Here is a 15850-nt window from a genome sequence, read left to right on the forward strand (position 1 = left end):
CTGTTTTTGTTTTAGCTAATTTTAATAGTCTTATTCTTGTTAAAAATAAAAAATTTATTTATAATAAGTATCATCATGAGGGAGTAACAGCAATTACTTGCGATAAGCCCAACAACCGAAGGAATCCTTCTGGACTTATCTTAAATAGTGAGACTTGTGTGTGTTAAACATATGGGTCTCTTTTTTGTTAGTAGGAGGTAACAATGCCCCAGAAATTTTATAACCAGGAAATTGAAAATGTAGCTCAAGAGTTGTCAACATCAACTAGTCAAGGTTTGCAGACCAGTCAGATTAGTGCCTTGCGTGCAAAATACGGCACTAATAGTTTGGCCAGTAAAAAGAAAACCAGTATTTGGCAACGTTTTTTAGCGCAATTCAAAGACTTCATGATCATCGTTTTGATAGTTGCAGCGCTACTTTCAGGTTTTGTCGCACAAGAATGGACAGATGCTGCAATAATTATGATTGTGGTTATTTTGAACGCGGTTCTAGGTGTCTTCCAAGAAACACGCTCAGAAGAAGCAATTAACGCATTAAAGAAAATGGCTACTCCCAATGCTCATGTTCGGCGAGATGGTCAGATTGTTGAAATTCCCAGTCCAGAATTACTGCCAGGTGATGTGGTTTTACTTGAGGCAGGCGATGTGGTTCCCGCGGATTTGCGTTTAACTGTTACTAAGAGCCTTAAAATTGAAGAATCTGCTTTAACCGGTGAATCAGTTCCAGTTGACAAAAATGTCGAGCCTATTAATGACGAAAAGGTGGCACTGGCAGACCAAGATAATATGGCTTTTGCCAATACCAATGTGACCTATGGTCGCGGTGAAGGTATAGTTACTGAAACGGGAATGAACACTGAAGTCGGTAAAATTGCCACAATGCTTAATAATACCGATGAAACGGATACACCTTTAAAGCGCAACCTTAACCAGTTGGGTAAGACACTGACGATCATGATTCTGCTAATTTGTGCTGTGGTATTCGTAGTAGGCTTTTTTACCAAAAAGGGAACAGAACCAACAGATAAATTAGCAATTGATATGTTCTTAGTTGCCGTGTCACTTGCAGTTGCAGCTATTCCAGAAGGACTGCCGGCCATTGTTACTATTATTTTGGCATTAGGCACGCAGGTAATGGCGAAACATAATTCTATTGTGCGCAAGTTACCTGCAGTTGAAACCTTGGGCGCAACAGACATCATTTGTTCCGACAAAACTGGTACCTTAACCCAAAATAAAATGACAGTTGAGCAGATTTATTATGATAATCAAGCACATAAATCTTCCAGCAGTATTAGTCATGATAATCATGCTTTAATGGCGATGGTTTTAGCTAATGATTCTAAACTTGATGAAAGTAATCAGTTGCTGGGTGATCCTACCGAAACTGCCCTAATTCAATACGCTCTTGATCAAAAGATCGATGTGCATAACCTACTTGCAAGTCATAAAAGACTGCAGGAAGTACCGTTTGATTCTGGCCGTAAACTGATGAGCACCGTCAATGAAGACAATGGAAATTACTTTGTAGCAGTTAAAGGAGCACCGGATCAGCTGCTGAAACGAGTAACGCAGATTGAACTAGATGGCAAAGTTAGTGCAATTAGTGAAAAGCAAAAAGACGAAATTATGCTTGCTAATCAAAATATGGCTAAAAATGCGCTGCGAGTTCTGGGCCTAGCCTATAAACCTATTGCAAAGCTATACGATGATCCTTCAACTGACAATGTTGAACAAGATTTAATTTTTGCAGGTTTAGTGGGGATGATCGATCCGGAACGGCCAGAAGCCAAAAAGGCCATTGTTGAAGCCCATAATGCTGGAATTAGGACCGTTATGATTACAGGTGACTTTCAGGTAACTGCACAGGCGATTGCGGAAAGATTAGGGATTTTAAAACCGGGCGAAGATGAACGAGTTGTTACCGGTGCACAACTGGATGAATTTAGTGATGAATATCTGGAAAAGCACGTAGCAGATTTTAACGTTTATGCCAGAGTTTCACCCGAACATAAAGTCCGCATTGTCAAGGCTTGGCAGGCACAAGGCAAAATTGTGGCTATGACAGGCGATGGCGTTAATGACGCTCCTAGTTTGAAGCAGGCTGATATTGGGATAGGTATGGGGATTACCGGTACCGAAGTTTCAAAAGGGGCCAGTGATATGGTTTTGGCAGATGATAACTTTGCTACGATCGTTGAAGCTGTCAAACAAGGACGTAAAGTCTTTAGCAATATCCAAAAGGCCATCCTTTACTTGATGAGTTGTAACGTTGGTGAAGTTCTAACTGTGTTCATGATGACCATGCTGGGCTGGGATATCTTAGCTCCTGTTCAGTTATTGTGGATTAACTTAGTTACGGACACGCTGCCGGCTATTGCTCTAGGTCTTGAACCAGTTGAAAAAGGTATCATGAAGCGGACACCACGGGGTAAAAAATCAAACTTCTTCAGTGGTGGAGTCGCAAGCTCGATTGTTTACCAGGGAATTTTAGAAGGTGCTATTGTTTTAACTACTTATCAGTTAGGATTAAATTTTGGCCCTCATATGAATGAAGCTAACTTACAACATGGTGATGCATTAACTATGGCCTTTCTTACGCTAGGCTTAATTCAACTGTTTCATGCTTTCAATTCTAAGTATATTCACCAGTCTATCTTTTCAAGAAGAACATTTGCCAATAAATGGTTTAACTGGGCAATATTAATTTCTGCCGTGGTAATGGCGGCAGTAGAGTTGCCATTTATGACAAAATTCTTTGATGTCACAGAATTGAATTCCACACAATGGTTGATAGTTTTAGGTGCCGGAATTTGTATGATAGTGATAGTTGAAATTGTCAAAGCATGTCAACGTCTAGTGGGCAAAAAATAAAAAGCTAACTATAATAAAAAAGCTCCGTAATCTTAATTTAGATTGCGGAACTTTTTTAGTTTATTTTGAAACAAGATCAGCTATTTTTTGTAAATATTCAGCATCAATTTGGTCAAATCTATTGAAACTATTGCTGTCAAGGTCAAGAACTGCAAGTAAGCTGTTATTTTTGATAAGCGGAACGACAATTTCAGAATTTGTAGCCGCATCACACGCAATATGACCGGAAAATTCGTGAACATTGGGCACAATTTGAATTTGCTGAGTTTTGGCAGCTACACCGCAAACTCCCTTTCCGATTGGAATATGCATGCAAGCAATAGGTCCCTGAAATGGTCCTAAAATTAATTCTTTATCTTTAAAACGATAGAAACCTGCATAACTAACATCAGGTAAGCTATTGTAAAGCAGCGAACTGATGTTACTCATATTGGCAATTAAATCATGCTCATTTTGGAGCAAATTATCAGCCTGTTTCAAAATTAACTTGTAATCTTTTATTTTATCCATAAGTATTCTCCTAATGAAAGTGTAAGCTAGTTTAGCTCTTTTTAAAAGTGCCAATCTGTAATTCAAAATAAATTTCTCACAGATATTTTTAATGATAATTGCTTTTTTTGACAAAAAAATATTAGTATTGAACATACAATATAGCCATCATTATTTATTGTTTGCTTATATGGCAGGCACTAACAGACTTTTAGTTTGACGTGAATCAAACAGAGCTTTGTCTAAATTTTTATTAAAAAAACTGTATCACTTTTAAAATTCTTAACCGTTATAGTAAAATAGAAACTACAACTTATTATTTCATGCATTGATTATGAAAGGGGCGATGACAATGTCGATGATAGAGTTCCATAACGTGCAAAAATTTTATGGCCATTTTCATGCACTGCACGACATTAATTTACAGATTGATCAAGGTGAAACGGTGGTTCTGATCGGGCCATCCGGTTCTGGTAAAAGTACACTTGTACGGACCGTTAATGGACTTGAATCAATCCAGAAGGGTAAGTTGGTAGTTAACGGTCACGATCTTTCTGACCCAAAGACTAATCTCAATATTTTACGTAGTGATGTTGGGATGGTTTTCCAGCACTTTAATTTGTACAAGAATAAAGACGTATTGGAAAATATTATGCTGGCACCTAGAATAGTAAGTCATATTCCTGAAGAGGAAAATAAAAAACAGGCGTTAGACTTGCTCGATATGGTTGGGTTACGCAAATGGGCACATAATATGCCTTCACAGATTTCTGGTGGTCAAAAGCAGCGTGTTGCAATAGCACGAACTCTGGCAATGAAGCCAAAGCTTATCTTATATGATGAACCAACTTCTGCTCTTGATCCGGAAATGATTGATGATGTTTTACAAGTTATGAAGAAAGTTACCAACGAAAGTGGTATGACTTCATTAATCGTTACTCACGAAATGGGCTTTGCCAAAGAGGTGGCTAATAGAGTTATCTTCATGGATCAGGGTCGGATTGTTGAGGATGATGATAGCGAGAGCTTCTTTAAACAGCCAAAGACGGAGCGGGCACAACAATTTTTGAGTAAAATTATTTCTCACTAAGGAGGCCAATTATGAAAAAGAAATTTTGGCTACTTCCTTTATTGGCATGTATTTTAATGTTAACCGGCTGTGGTAAAAGCGTTAATGATCAATCCGTTTTAAAAAATGCTAAGCAATCTAATACGATTGTTTGGGGTGTTAAAGGTGACGTTAAGCTTTTCGGTTTAATCGATGTTCGTGATGGCCAGCAAAAAGGTTTTGACGTTGATATGGCTAAACATCTTACGAAGCATATTTTAGGTCCTCAGGGTAAGGCAGAATTTGTCACTACAACCTCTCAATCCAGAATTCCTCTGTTAAAGAATGGTAATGTGGATGCTGTGATTGCTACGATGTCGATTACGCCAGAGCGTAAAAAGATTATTTCTTTTTCAAAGTCATACTTTGATGCTGGTCAATCGCTTTTAGTTCCTAAGGATTCTTCAATTAAAAGTACAAAAGATCTAAATGGTAAGACGGTTATTGGTGTTGTAGGTGCCAACTCGGTTGCAAACATTAAAAAAGTAGCTCCTAAAGCAAAAGTGATTGAATTGCAGGATTATGCTCAAGCAATGAATGCATTGAAATCGCATCAAGGGGATGCTCTTACTACTGATAACGGAATTTTATTTGGTTTGGCAGTGCAGAACCCGGGCTACGAAGTTCGTGGTGGCACCTTTACTGTTGAACCATACGGTGTTGCGGTTAATAAGGGACAAACCTCATTTACTGAAGCTGTAGACAAGGCAGTTCTTGAGATGCAGCATAACGGTGAATATAATCGCTTAATTAAAAAGTGGTTTGGCGACGTTCCAGGATTTAAGTATAAGGAGCTGTATCGCCGATGATTAATATTTTTTCAAAATTCAGCAGCCAGCTGTTTGTTGGCTTAGGCTGGACAGTACTATCTAGTGTAATTGCTCTATTTTTCAGTTTAATAATTGGAACAATTTTTGCAATTATGGAAGTTCTTCCAAGTAAAGTAATGCGTGTAATTGGCCATGCTTATGTGGAAATTATGCGTAACATTCCTTTGCTTGTAATCACTATGTTTTTCTATCTAGTAATTCCGATGTATGTTGTCAAAATCAATGGCTTTACTGCAGGAACTATTGGCTTAACACTCTATACTTCTGCCTTTATTGCGGAGACTATCCGTTCAGGTATTCAATCGGTCTCTAACGGGCAAATGGAGGGAGCCAGATCAACCGGTATGACCTATTGGCAGGCAATGCGTTACATTATTTTGCCTCAGGCATTTAAAATAGTAATTCCGCCTTTAGGTAATCAATTCGTTAACTTAGTTAAAAACTCTTCAGTTTTAGCCTTTGTTGCAGGGTTTGATTTGATGTACCAGGCAAACTCAATTGCGTCTACTACTTTTGACACCATTAACAGTTATTTAGTTGTAGGTGTTTTATACCTGATCGTTACTTTGCCAATTAGCTACTACATGCGACACTTAGAAAAGAAATTAGGTTAGAAGGAGGTATTAGAAAATGCAAAATTGGATTAATGCCTTTTCATGGCTTAATGTGCGCTTTTTGTTAATGGGCCTCTGGGTAACTATTTATATTTCAGTAATTTCAGTTATCTTAAGTTTCATTTTTGGTTCAATTTTAGGCATAATCAGGTATTCTAAAATAAAGTATGTTTCACAGATTGTTGGCTTTGTAATTGATATTATTCGTAATATTCCGTTACTTCTAATTATCTTCTTTACTTACTTTGGACTACCTAACTTTGGCTTAAGACCAGAAACAATTCCAGCAGCGATAATCGCCATGACTGTTTTCGAATCGAGTATGATTGCTGAAATTGTACGTTCAGGTATTCAGTCTGTTTCTGTTGGTCAAATGGAAGGGGCACGGTCTACAGGGATGTCATTTGTACAAGCACTATGGCATGTTGTTTTGCCACAAGCTTATAAAAATATGGTTCCTGCAATTATTAGTCAGTTTGTTTCCCTCATTAAGGATACATCTCTAGCAACGATTATTGTTGTTCCTGAAATGATGCAACATGCACAAGTTATTTACGGACAAGATGCAAACTATATCTTACCAATGTTTGCTGCACTTGCGGTTTTATATTTTGCTGTTTGTTTTACATTATCAATTATTGGTAATGTGATTGGTAAGCACTTGTCTTAAAGGAAGATCGTTTTATTATTTAAAGCATTTCACTAATTGTGAGGTGCTTTTTTTAGTATTTAAGAAGCTGCTAGAAATATTTATTATTAGATAATCATATATGTTAAAATACTATAAAGATAAAAACTAAATTTAAAAGGGAGAACTTATGCCTCGTCCTAAAACCAAACAAGAATTAATAGATGCAAGTAATGCATCTTACCAAAAGATTGTTGCTTTGATTTCTAAGTTGCCGGAAGATGCTCGCACAGGTAGCTTCAACTTTGATACTAGTAAATTAAAAGAAGCCCATTGGAAAAGAGATCGCAATGTTCGTGACGTTCTAATTCATTTATACGAATGGCAGAGATTATTACTGGAATGGGTTAAAAACAATCAGGCCGGTCATGCACAAGAATTTTTACCAGAAGGGTACAATTGGCGCAATTATGGTGAAATGAATCAGCAATTTTGGGAAAAGCACCAAGCTACTGCGCTAGATGAAGCTGAAAAATTATTGGCAGAAAGTCATAAGCAAACAATGGCATTGCTTGATACTTTTACTGACGATCAACTTTTCCAAAAGAATGTATTTTCCTGGACTGGAACGAACGCTTTAGGTACGTACTTTATTGCAAATACCTCTAGTCATTATGAATGGGCGCTGAAAAAATTGCGTAAATATCAAAGATCATTGAAATAAATGTAACTAAAAGCATAAAGATTAGCATTGCTCTGAAAGTACTGACCATTTTTCAAATGTTCAATGTTTTACCCTTACTTTTATTATTTGCAGCAGTAGAAATTAATTTTTGCTTTAATATTTTACAAAATAAAAATGATAGCTGTTGAACATAGTTCCAGCTATCATTTTTTTGTTAGTCAATAATTATTTTTACTTTGTAACTAATAATAAAACTAGGAAAGCTAATGTATCGAACAAGAAATGGACTAAGAAGCTTACCCAGATATTGTGGGTTTTGATAAAAGCCCAGTTTAAAACCAGACGTGTAAATGCTAATCCTAAAATAACATAGCCCAAGTTGTAATCATAAGTTGACAAATGAAGTAAAGCAAATATTAAAGCTGAAGCAATATTGCCCCAGAAAAGCGGGAGTGGCATGTGCATAGAATCAGCTAATTGGGTCACAGCTAACAGCGGCATAATTGCTAAAAACTCTTCACCCAATATTTGAATCGCACTGCTGAAGCGCTGATAAATGAAAATGAGCCAAACGTGGGGTGTACTCATGGTTAGTCCAGCAGCTGCATTTCCAGAAACTGCACCAAACAACTTCTGAGAAACCGCTCCTGAAACAACGGATACGAAATAAGCTAAAATGAAAAAGACTAGCACCCACAGCCATTCTTTGGCACGAGGAGTATGAAATAATTGCTGCCATTTACTCCCAGTAGCAATTTGCACTCCGATTATTTGAATTATCAGAAAGACAGTTACTACTAAGATTTGAAAGCCTGCTGCTATTAAAGTGGGATGATTTTCGTCAAAAATTAGAGAATCCGGGATTTGCACACCTGGCATAATCAAACAGCAGTATGCTATTAAATTTGAGAGCAATATTATCAGCCATTTTTTACCAGATAATTTATATGAACTATTTAAATTGTTAACCATGTTTATTCTTCCTTTTGTTTTTGATTTTATATTGTTATTTTGTAAAAGACAATTTGCTGGCTTGTGAAAGTATCACAAAAGCAACTTAATTTTACTTAAATAGCATTACGTTAAAAAATAATCTATAGGTTAATAAACTTTCTGGCTAAGTGCTACAATTATCTTGGAAGCTAACAGTATTTTAATTTGTTTTATATTAAATTTAAAACCAGCAGTCATCAACTTTATATCTCAAAATATATTTATTTAACTAATTAAGAAGGTTCATTATATGAAAAAAGTCACAATTAATAATCAAGTATTACCAGCGCTAGGAATAGGTACTTGGGAAATGGGAGACGATCCTAAACTTCATGATGAAGAAATAGCAGCAATTAGAGCCGGTCTTGATGCAGGCTTAAGTGTGATTGACACCGCTGAAATGTACGGAAATGGTCGTTCTGAAGAGTTGGTGGGGAAAGCCATTAAACCATATCAACGAGCAAAAATCTTTTTGATTTCTAAAGTTTTACCGCAAAATGCGTCTAGATCAAAAATGCGGCAAAGTTTGCAAAACAGTTTGCAAAGGCTCCAAACTGATTATCTGGATTTATATCTATATCATTGGCGGGGAATGGTGCCTTTATCTGAGACCGTTTCTGAATTGCAGGCTTTACAAAATGAAGGGTTAATTCGCTCCTGGGGCGTATCGAACTTTGATATAGACGATATGGAAGAATTATGGCAATTTCCGGAAGGCCAAAATTGTGTAGTTAATGAGGACTTATATAATTTAGAAACCAGGGGAATTGAATATAGTCTTTTACCTTGGCAAAGAGAGCATCACGTTCCACTAATTGCTTATAGTCCTTTAGGACGTGGACCAAAAATGGGCAGCACAATGATGAAAAACGAGGCCGTTTTACAAGTTGCTGAGAAACACGAGGCAAGTGCTTATCAAATTTTACTTGCCTGGGTAATGCAACAGCCCGATGTTTTGGCAATACCAAAGAGCAGTAGCTCAAAGCATTTATTATCCAACCTGAAAGCTTTAGATATTGAGCTAACTCCAGAAGACTTGCAGATTTTGGAAAAGGCATATCCTAAGCCTGAACGCAAAGAGCCCCTGGCAATTTATTAAAACGAGTTTTAATTGTCCTTATAAGCAATAATCATTAAAAAACTAAAAAATAAAGTAAAAAAGCTTGAGTTATCTCAGGCTTTTTCTGTACCCTAATACTAGGTAATAAATTGGGAAGTTAAATAATGAAAAGTTTTTTATTTCGTTTATATTTGTTGGCAATGAAAATGATTGCTCGTTTTACACCAATACAAAACAATAAAGTGGTTGTTCTTAATGGTGCAGGTCGTTCTGGCTCCAATGGCTATCTGTTTGGTAAATATTTACAAAAAAGCCATCCCGAATATGAGGTTACTATTGTAGAACCTTGGCCATCGTCACATTTGCCACTTAAAACTTGGCGAAAAATTGGGGCAGCGAAATTTGTGTTCACCACACATCAGCCGTTCAAAGTTCATGCCAGGCAGGTTAATATTCAGTTTTGGCACGGTATACCCCTTAAACGCATGGGCTTCATGGCCAATAATACTAGTTCCAAGGTTGACCAGCGCAATGCTAAGTTGTGGCAAAAGAATGCTGATATAGTTTGCTCAAGCAGCGATTTATATGAAAGCTTGATGAGTGCCTGCTGCGGAATTGAATCTAATAAGTATCATAAAACTGGTTTTCCTCGTATTGATGCTTTGAAAAACCCAGTTATTAGTAAAAAACAGCTACTTGGTGATTTATTTAAAACCGAGGATGATGAGGCGCAAATTGGTATTTATATGCCAACATTTCGTTATGAAATGGAAGACAGTCAAATTATGAAGCAAGTTCAGCAGGGTAATTTTTTAACGCTGTTTGATTTTAACATTGAGCAGTTAAATAATTCATTAAAAAAGAATCACCAATATTTAGTAGTGAAACTGCATCCTTATGAAATGAAACTTTTTAAGCATTTGCAGAGTAATTATTCTAATATTGCCTTTCTTAATAATGATTATTTATATCAGCAAGATATTGACCTTTATGAGCTTTTGGGTAATACTGCTTTTCTGATTACAGATTTTTCCTCAATTTATTTTGATTATTTAAATATTGATAAGCCGATAATATTTATAACCAATTATTTACGGCAATACGAAGAAAAGCGTGGCCTTTTAATGGGACCTTATGAAGAAATTGTACCTGGAATATGTGTAAAGACACAGCAAGAACTCTTGCAAGCACTTACAAGGCCCGATCGCTACGGGGCGAAACGTCGTTACTGGTTAGAATTAACAAATCAGGTTCAAGACCAATCAAGTTGCGCAAATGTAGTTCAGTTGTTAAAGAGTATTTAGAGGGTAAGTTGTGAAAAGAACTTTTTTAAACATTCTGTATAATGCGGTTTACCAAATTTTTCTGGTATTAGTACCGTTAATAACAGTTCCCTATCTTTCAAGAATTTTAGGTCCCAAAACATATGGGATATACAGCAACGTCAATAATATTGTTCAGTTTTTAATGATTTTCTGTACTCTTTCAGTGTCCTATATTGGGATGAGGACAATTTCTCAGATTAGAGCCTTTGGCAGCGAGCAGGATTTAACCAAGGCCTTTTGGGGCTTATGGTATTTTCAGGCCATAGCTGGATTCGTCACAATAGTGATAGTAATTGCTGTTACCAGCTTTTTTAAGATTAAGTACGGTCAATATTTACTATTAATGGTGCCCTATCTTATTTCAGCTCAAGTTGATATTTCGTGGTTCTTTCAGGGATTAGCTGATTTTGGTCGTGTTGTGTTAAAAAATACTGCGGTTAAGCTGGTTTCTGTCATTCTGATCTTATTATGGGTAAAAAATCCAGGCGATCTCTGGAAGTACATGTTGATCATGTCAGTTTCAACAATGCTGGGTTCATTTGTTTTTTGGTTTGACATTCACCGCTATGTTGGTGGACCGGTCAGACATTTCTATCAATACCGCGCGACTGTTAAAGCAATCATTACCCTGTTAATTCCCCAAATTGCTACCCAAATTTATACCTCGCTTGATAAACCTATTTTGGGTCTCTTTCAAAATTCGACGCAGGTTGCCTTTTATGATAATTCCCAAAGAATTTCTAACATGGTTTTGGGAATTGTAACCAGTATTTCCTTAGTGATTATGCCTAAAATGGCGGGTGAAGGGAAAAAAGAACAACGAATAGTTTTAAAAAAGTCCCTTGAAGCGACGGTTATGCTGGGAACTTTGTTTGCAGTTATTATTATGGCTAATACCAAGGAATTTGTGCCTTTCTTTTTCGGTCATAAATTCATTCCTATGACACCGTTGATGTTTTTCTTTACCTTAACTATCATTATGATTCCAACTGGCGGAGTATTCGCTAATCAATTTGCGCTTGCCAATCATCGAGATCGCGATTATGCCATTCCAGTCATAGTTGGTGCTTTCTTGGAAGTAATATTAAGCTATTTTCTGGATCAACTATACGGTGCAACAGGTGCTATGATAGCAATTTTAATAACCGAGTTTATAGTTTTACTTTTGCGTTTGTGGATTGTGCGGGATGGTTACGATTTTAAATACTCTTTTCGTGAAATTCCCAAGTATTTTATAATTGCTGCTATTGTTTTGCTAGTAGGTCTCCTTTTGCCCCAAATGTTTGCTTCGGCATTTCTTAATATGCTCTGCAAATCAATCATTATGTTTGTTTTATATATCGCGTTAATGTTTTTATTAAAACTCGATTTTAACCAAGACATAATTTTGTTATTGAAAAAATTTTTTACCAGAGGTTAATAAATGATTCCCAAAATAATTCATTATGTGTGGGTAGGGGGTAACCCTAAACCACAGAATATTCAGCGTTGCATGAAGACCTGGTCAAAACACTTGCAGGATTATCAAATTATCGAATGGAACGAACACAATTTTGATATTCACGAAAATAAATATGTAGAACAAGCATATCAAGCTAAAAAATGGGCCTTTGTTTCAGATTACATTCGAGCTAAAGCAGTCTATGAAATGGGCGGTATCTATCTGGATACGGATGTTTTAGTTTTGGATAATTTGCACGATTTGTTAAATAATAAAGCTTTTGTCGGCTTTGAAAATAAGGATAATCCTTTTACAGCAGTATTTGGAGCGGAAAAAGGTCATCCACTGATTAAAGACATGCTTTCTTATTATGATGACCGTAATTTTACGTTTGACAAACAAGACCAATTAGCAGGAGTGAATACTGTTTCTGTATCTGATATTTTAAAAAATAAATATGGTGCTCAGCCTAATAACAAGGAGCAGCAATTGCAGACCGGTATACACGTTTATCCGGATGGAGTACTTTGTAATCCTTCTGCGCAGTCAAAGACCATCCATGTTTTTACTGGCACATGGATGGAAGGAGCTAAGCCGTTAAAAAGAAAATTAGTGACAGCTCTGAAAGTCAGGATCAAAACGAAAAAAGAGGCAGCACTATATGCCAAAGTTTTCAGATAATCTGACTGAAGAAGAATTACAGAACTTGGTGGAAGAAGTTTCTCTCAAATATTTTGGCAAACAATTTAAGCACCAAGTAAAAATTAATAAGCGCATGACAACAACTGGTGGTCGGTATCACTTAGATGATCACCACATTGAAATTAATGCGCATTTTTTAGTGCCGCAATATTATCAAGAATTGATTGGCATAATTAAGCACGAATTGACGCATTACCACTTACATTTAAATCACAGAGGATATCGTCATCAAGACCATGATTTTAAAGTTTTACTTAATAAAGTTGGTGGTTCAAGGTATGCACCGGATATTGGTCTCAGACGCAAAAGCAAAGCAAAATACTTATACGTTTGCACAGTTTGCGGACAAAAATATTGGCGAGTTCGCCGGCTAGATTTACGACGATATGCGTGTGGTCATTGTAAAGGTAAATTGAAGCTGGTTGACCACAGGTGACTTAAAAACAACTTAAAAATTTTTGGTTTGACAAAATGTTAGGTACCAAACTATAATTAACTTGTAAAACATATTAGGTACCTAACAATTTGCTGTTTTAGTTTAAAGGAGTTTAACTATGAGTCAAACAAGTGATCAATTAATGAAACAACTTCATTTTATTATGCGTGCCAGTCGCTACTACCTGTTTCAGAATAAAGAACCAATATCTGGTCAAAAACGAGTTTTAGCAATCTTAAAGTTAGAAGACGGCTTAACTCAAAATTATCTGGCTGAGATTTTGGCTCTGAAGCCCGGGTCTTTAGCAGAATTATTGAAAAAAATGGAGTTAAAAGGCGATATCCAACGTGAAGTTGATGAGCAAGACAAACGGGTTAAACGAGTTTATCTAACAGAGAGCGGAAAAGAAAAGGCCGCAAAGTTGGCTGAACAAAAAGACAAGCAAGATACTGCGCCATTTTTTGCCGGTTTAACTGCAGAAGAGCAAGACCAATTTGGTCAGTATCTGCAAAAAATTGCTGCGGGCTGGGATGATGATTTTAAGGATAAAGCCAGTTCTTTTGTTGATCCGGCCTATCGAATGGAAAGAATTAAAAAATGGCGTGAATATGCTGCTGAGCATCATTTTTCAAGATCAGATATGCGCGCTATGTGTCATCATATGCATGAACGGCATCACTACCATCATGACTGCCCTCGCGAAGATTTTAACAGAAATTATTGCAATTATGATAAGATGCACGGTTATGACCGCGACTTTTGGCGTAAATTTTGGCATAATGAAGATGAAGATTTATAATTAGCAACATGATTAAAGTTTTTCAATTATTGAAAAACTTTTTTATTTAGTCTAAATAAGGAAAGCCGGTATCTTTTATGGCATTTAAGTCACGTAAAGATGGAAAGCAAAATGTTAAAATTAGTGACTTTTTAGACCTGCTAAAAAGTTTAAATGTGAAAAAGTCTTTGTTCATAATTGGCTTATTACTTAGTCTTATCACAAGTGCAGCCAATTTAGCATTACCTTTATTAACCAGGCAGCTAGTGGACACTAGTAAATGGGATAACTTTAATTATTCAAGTTTAATTATTATCATTATAGTTTTTGTGTTGCAGCTAGTTTTAGGAACTTTGGGTGGATATGTACTGCGCTATTTTGGTGAAAGCGTAGTCAAGACCCTGCGTGAACGCTTATGGGCTCACCTTTTAAAATTACCTGTTACTTATTTTGATGCTAATAAAGTGGGTGAAAGCAGCTCGCGACTAGTCAATGATACTGGAATAATAAAAGATTTACTGGCTTCGCAGTTTCCTAATTTTATTACCGGCGCAATCCAATTATTTTTCTCATTAATCATTTTATTTGTGATGGATTGGGAAATGGCCACCTTAATGTTTGTCGTAGTTCCTATTGTGGTAGTAATTTTATTACCGGTTGGTCGCATAATGGTGAGACTAGGTCGGAAACTACAAGCGGAAACAGCCAAATTTAATGGTGAGGTCAGTGAAAAACTATCTGAGGTCCGCTTGATTAAATCCAGTAACGGCGAAAAACATGAGCAGGAAGCTGGTAATCACCGAATCAATAAAATTTTCACCATTGGAGTTTTAGACGCACGCGTCGAAGCTGTTTTACAGCCAATCATTATGACCTTGATGATGGCTGCTTTTGCCGGCATTTTGGCTTTTGGCATTATTCGCGTTGGTCAAGGTTCTTTAACAAGTGGTTCATTAGTGGCCTTTTTACTGTACTTATTTAATGTTATTGGCCCTGTTGCCAATTTTGCCACCTTTTTCTCCCAGATTCAAAAAGCCTTAGGCTCAACTGAACGTATCCAAGAAATTTTACGAATAGAGCCCGAAAAGAACTCGGGTCAACAGACCTGCGATTTAACTAATAAAACTTTAACTGCACAAAATCTGAATTTCAGCTATGTGAAAAATGAACCAGTTTTACAGTCAATTTCATTTGTTTCACGGCCAAATTCTGTAATTGCTTTTGCTGGTCCCAGTGGTGGCGGGAAGTCAACTATTTTTGCATTACTAGAGCGGTTTTACCAACCGGATAGTGGCAAAATTACTATTGGAAACCAGAACATTCAAGATATTGACCTGGCAAATTGGCGCTGCCAAATAGGCTATGTTTCTCAAAATAGTGCTATTTTTTCTGGAACAATTCGGGAAAACCTGGTTTATGGTTTAACTAAAAAGATGACCGATGAAGATCTTTGGCATGGACTTTCTTTGGCTTATGCGGATCAATTTGTCCGTGAATTTCCTGATCAGATGGAGACTGAAATAGGTGAGCGCGGAATTAAGCTCTCTGGTGGTCAAAAGCAACGCTTAGCTATTGCCCGAGCTTTTTTACGTGATCCCAAGATTTTAATGCTGGATGAAGCTACTGCGAGTCTCGATTCAGAATCAGAGGGAAAAGTGCAACAAGCACTCGATAAACTGATGGTTAACAGAACTACTTTGGTAATTGCGCACCGACTGGCGACGATTGTTAATGCCGATCAAATATATTTTATAGAACACGGTAAGGTTACGGGCCATGGAACCCACCACGAATTGATGCAAAAGCATAGTTTATACGCTAAGTATGTCACCGAGCAGATGGTAAATTAACCGCTTTTACATAAAAATGATTAAGAAAACTCTTGTGC

The 15850-nt window shown here is 36.7% G+C and carries 15 protein-coding genes; 13 read left to right on the forward strand and 2 right to left on the reverse strand.

Annotation, left to right across the window (positions count from 1 at the left end; all coding sequences use genetic code 11):
• Positions 1–203: 203 nt before the first annotated feature.
• On the forward strand, positions 204–2873 hold the full coding sequence (locus F5ESL0260_RS02835; protein WP_122025780.1) for a calcium-translocating P-type ATPase, PMCA-type: 2670 nt from the start codon (positions 204–206) through the stop codon (positions 2871–2873).
• Positions 2874–2933: 60 nt separating this feature from the next.
• Here the strand turns inward: F5ESL0260_RS02835 and F5ESL0260_RS02840 are convergent, their stop codons facing one another.
• On the reverse strand, positions 2934–3383 hold the full coding sequence (locus F5ESL0260_RS02840) for a GAF domain-containing protein (protein ID WP_122025781.1): 450 nt from the start codon (positions 3381–3383) through the stop codon (positions 2934–2936).
• Between the two features lie 331 nt (positions 3384–3714).
• Here F5ESL0260_RS02840 and F5ESL0260_RS02845 point away from each other — a divergent pair, with 331 nt between their 5' ends.
• The 5 genes from F5ESL0260_RS02845 to F5ESL0260_RS02865 all read left to right on the forward strand — a co-directional run bounded on the left by F5ESL0260_RS02845 (position 3715) and on the right by F5ESL0260_RS02865 (position 7266).
• Positions 3715–4452, forward strand: a complete 738-nt coding sequence (locus tag F5ESL0260_RS02845) for an amino acid ABC transporter ATP-binding protein (RefSeq protein ID WP_122025782.1) — start codon at positions 3715–3717, stop codon at positions 4450–4452.
• An 11-nt stretch (positions 4453–4463) separates the two neighbouring features.
• Entirely contained in the window at positions 4464–5279 is an 816-nt protein-coding gene (locus tag F5ESL0260_RS02850; protein WP_122025783.1) for a glutamate ABC transporter substrate-binding protein, read from the forward strand.
• Positions 5276–5914, forward strand: coding sequence for an amino acid ABC transporter permease (locus F5ESL0260_RS02855; RefSeq protein WP_046324514.1), 639 nt, complete (start codon positions 5276–5278; stop codon positions 5912–5914). Before F5ESL0260_RS02850 ends, F5ESL0260_RS02855 begins: the two co-directional genes overlap by 4 nt.
• Before the next feature lie 16 nt (positions 5915–5930).
• A complete protein-coding gene (locus tag F5ESL0260_RS02860) occupies positions 5931–6584 on the forward strand; it encodes an amino acid ABC transporter permease (RefSeq protein ID WP_122025784.1) in 654 nt (217 codons plus the stop codon).
• A 148-nt stretch (positions 6585–6732) separates the two neighbouring features.
• Complete coding sequence (locus F5ESL0260_RS02865; RefSeq protein ID WP_122025785.1) at positions 6733–7266, forward strand: ClbS/DfsB family four-helix bundle protein; 534 nt, start codon at positions 6733–6735, stop codon at positions 7264–7266.
• A 192-nt stretch (positions 7267–7458) separates the two neighbouring features.
• On the opposite strand, the gene F5ESL0260_RS02870 is transcribed toward F5ESL0260_RS02865, so the two are convergent.
• On the reverse strand, positions 7459–8199 hold the full coding sequence (locus tag F5ESL0260_RS02870) for a CPBP family intramembrane glutamic endopeptidase (RefSeq protein WP_122025786.1): 741 nt from the start codon (positions 8197–8199) through the stop codon (positions 7459–7461).
• 271 nt (positions 8200–8470) lie between these two features.
• On the opposite strand from F5ESL0260_RS02870, the gene F5ESL0260_RS02875 reads away from it, so the two are divergent.
• From F5ESL0260_RS02875 to F5ESL0260_RS02905, 7 genes are all read left to right on the forward strand, one after another.
• A complete protein-coding gene (locus tag F5ESL0260_RS02875) occupies positions 8471–9319 on the forward strand; it encodes an aldo/keto reductase (protein ID WP_122025787.1) in 849 nt (282 codons plus the stop codon).
• 125 nt (positions 9320–9444) lie between these two features.
• A complete protein-coding gene (locus F5ESL0260_RS02880) occupies positions 9445–10584 on the forward strand; it encodes a CDP-glycerol glycerophosphotransferase family protein (protein ID WP_122025788.1) in 1140 nt (379 codons plus the stop codon).
• A 10-nt stretch (positions 10585–10594) separates the two neighbouring features.
• Complete coding sequence (locus F5ESL0260_RS02885; RefSeq protein ID WP_122025789.1) at positions 10595–12025, forward strand: oligosaccharide flippase family protein; 1431 nt, start codon at positions 10595–10597, stop codon at positions 12023–12025.
• A gap of 3 nt (positions 12026–12028) precedes the next feature.
• Positions 12029–12727 (forward strand): glycosyltransferase family 32 protein, encoded by a 699-nt coding sequence (locus F5ESL0260_RS02890; RefSeq protein ID WP_122025790.1) that lies wholly within the window; start codon positions 12029–12031, stop codon positions 12725–12727.
• Position 12728: 1 nt separating this feature from the next.
• Positions 12729–13184, forward strand: coding sequence for a SprT family protein (locus F5ESL0260_RS02895; RefSeq protein ID WP_122025859.1), 456 nt, complete (start codon positions 12729–12731; stop codon positions 13182–13184).
• Positions 13185–13302: 118 nt separating this feature from the next.
• Entirely contained in the window at positions 13303–13983 is a 681-nt protein-coding gene (locus tag F5ESL0260_RS02900; RefSeq protein WP_122025791.1) for a MarR family winged helix-turn-helix transcriptional regulator, read from the forward strand.
• A 77-nt stretch (positions 13984–14060) separates the two neighbouring features.
• The gene (locus F5ESL0260_RS02905) at positions 14061–15812 is read left to right on the forward strand and encodes an ABC transporter ATP-binding protein (protein ID WP_122025792.1); all 1752 of its coding nucleotides are present in this window, start codon (positions 14061–14063) and stop codon (positions 15810–15812) included.
• Positions 15813–15850: the final 38 nt, after the last annotated feature.

The organism is Lactobacillus sp. ESL0260 (assembly GCF_003692935.1).
In the GTDB taxonomy this organism is placed as follows: domain Bacteria; phylum Bacillota; class Bacilli; order Lactobacillales; family Lactobacillaceae; genus Lactobacillus; species Lactobacillus melliventris.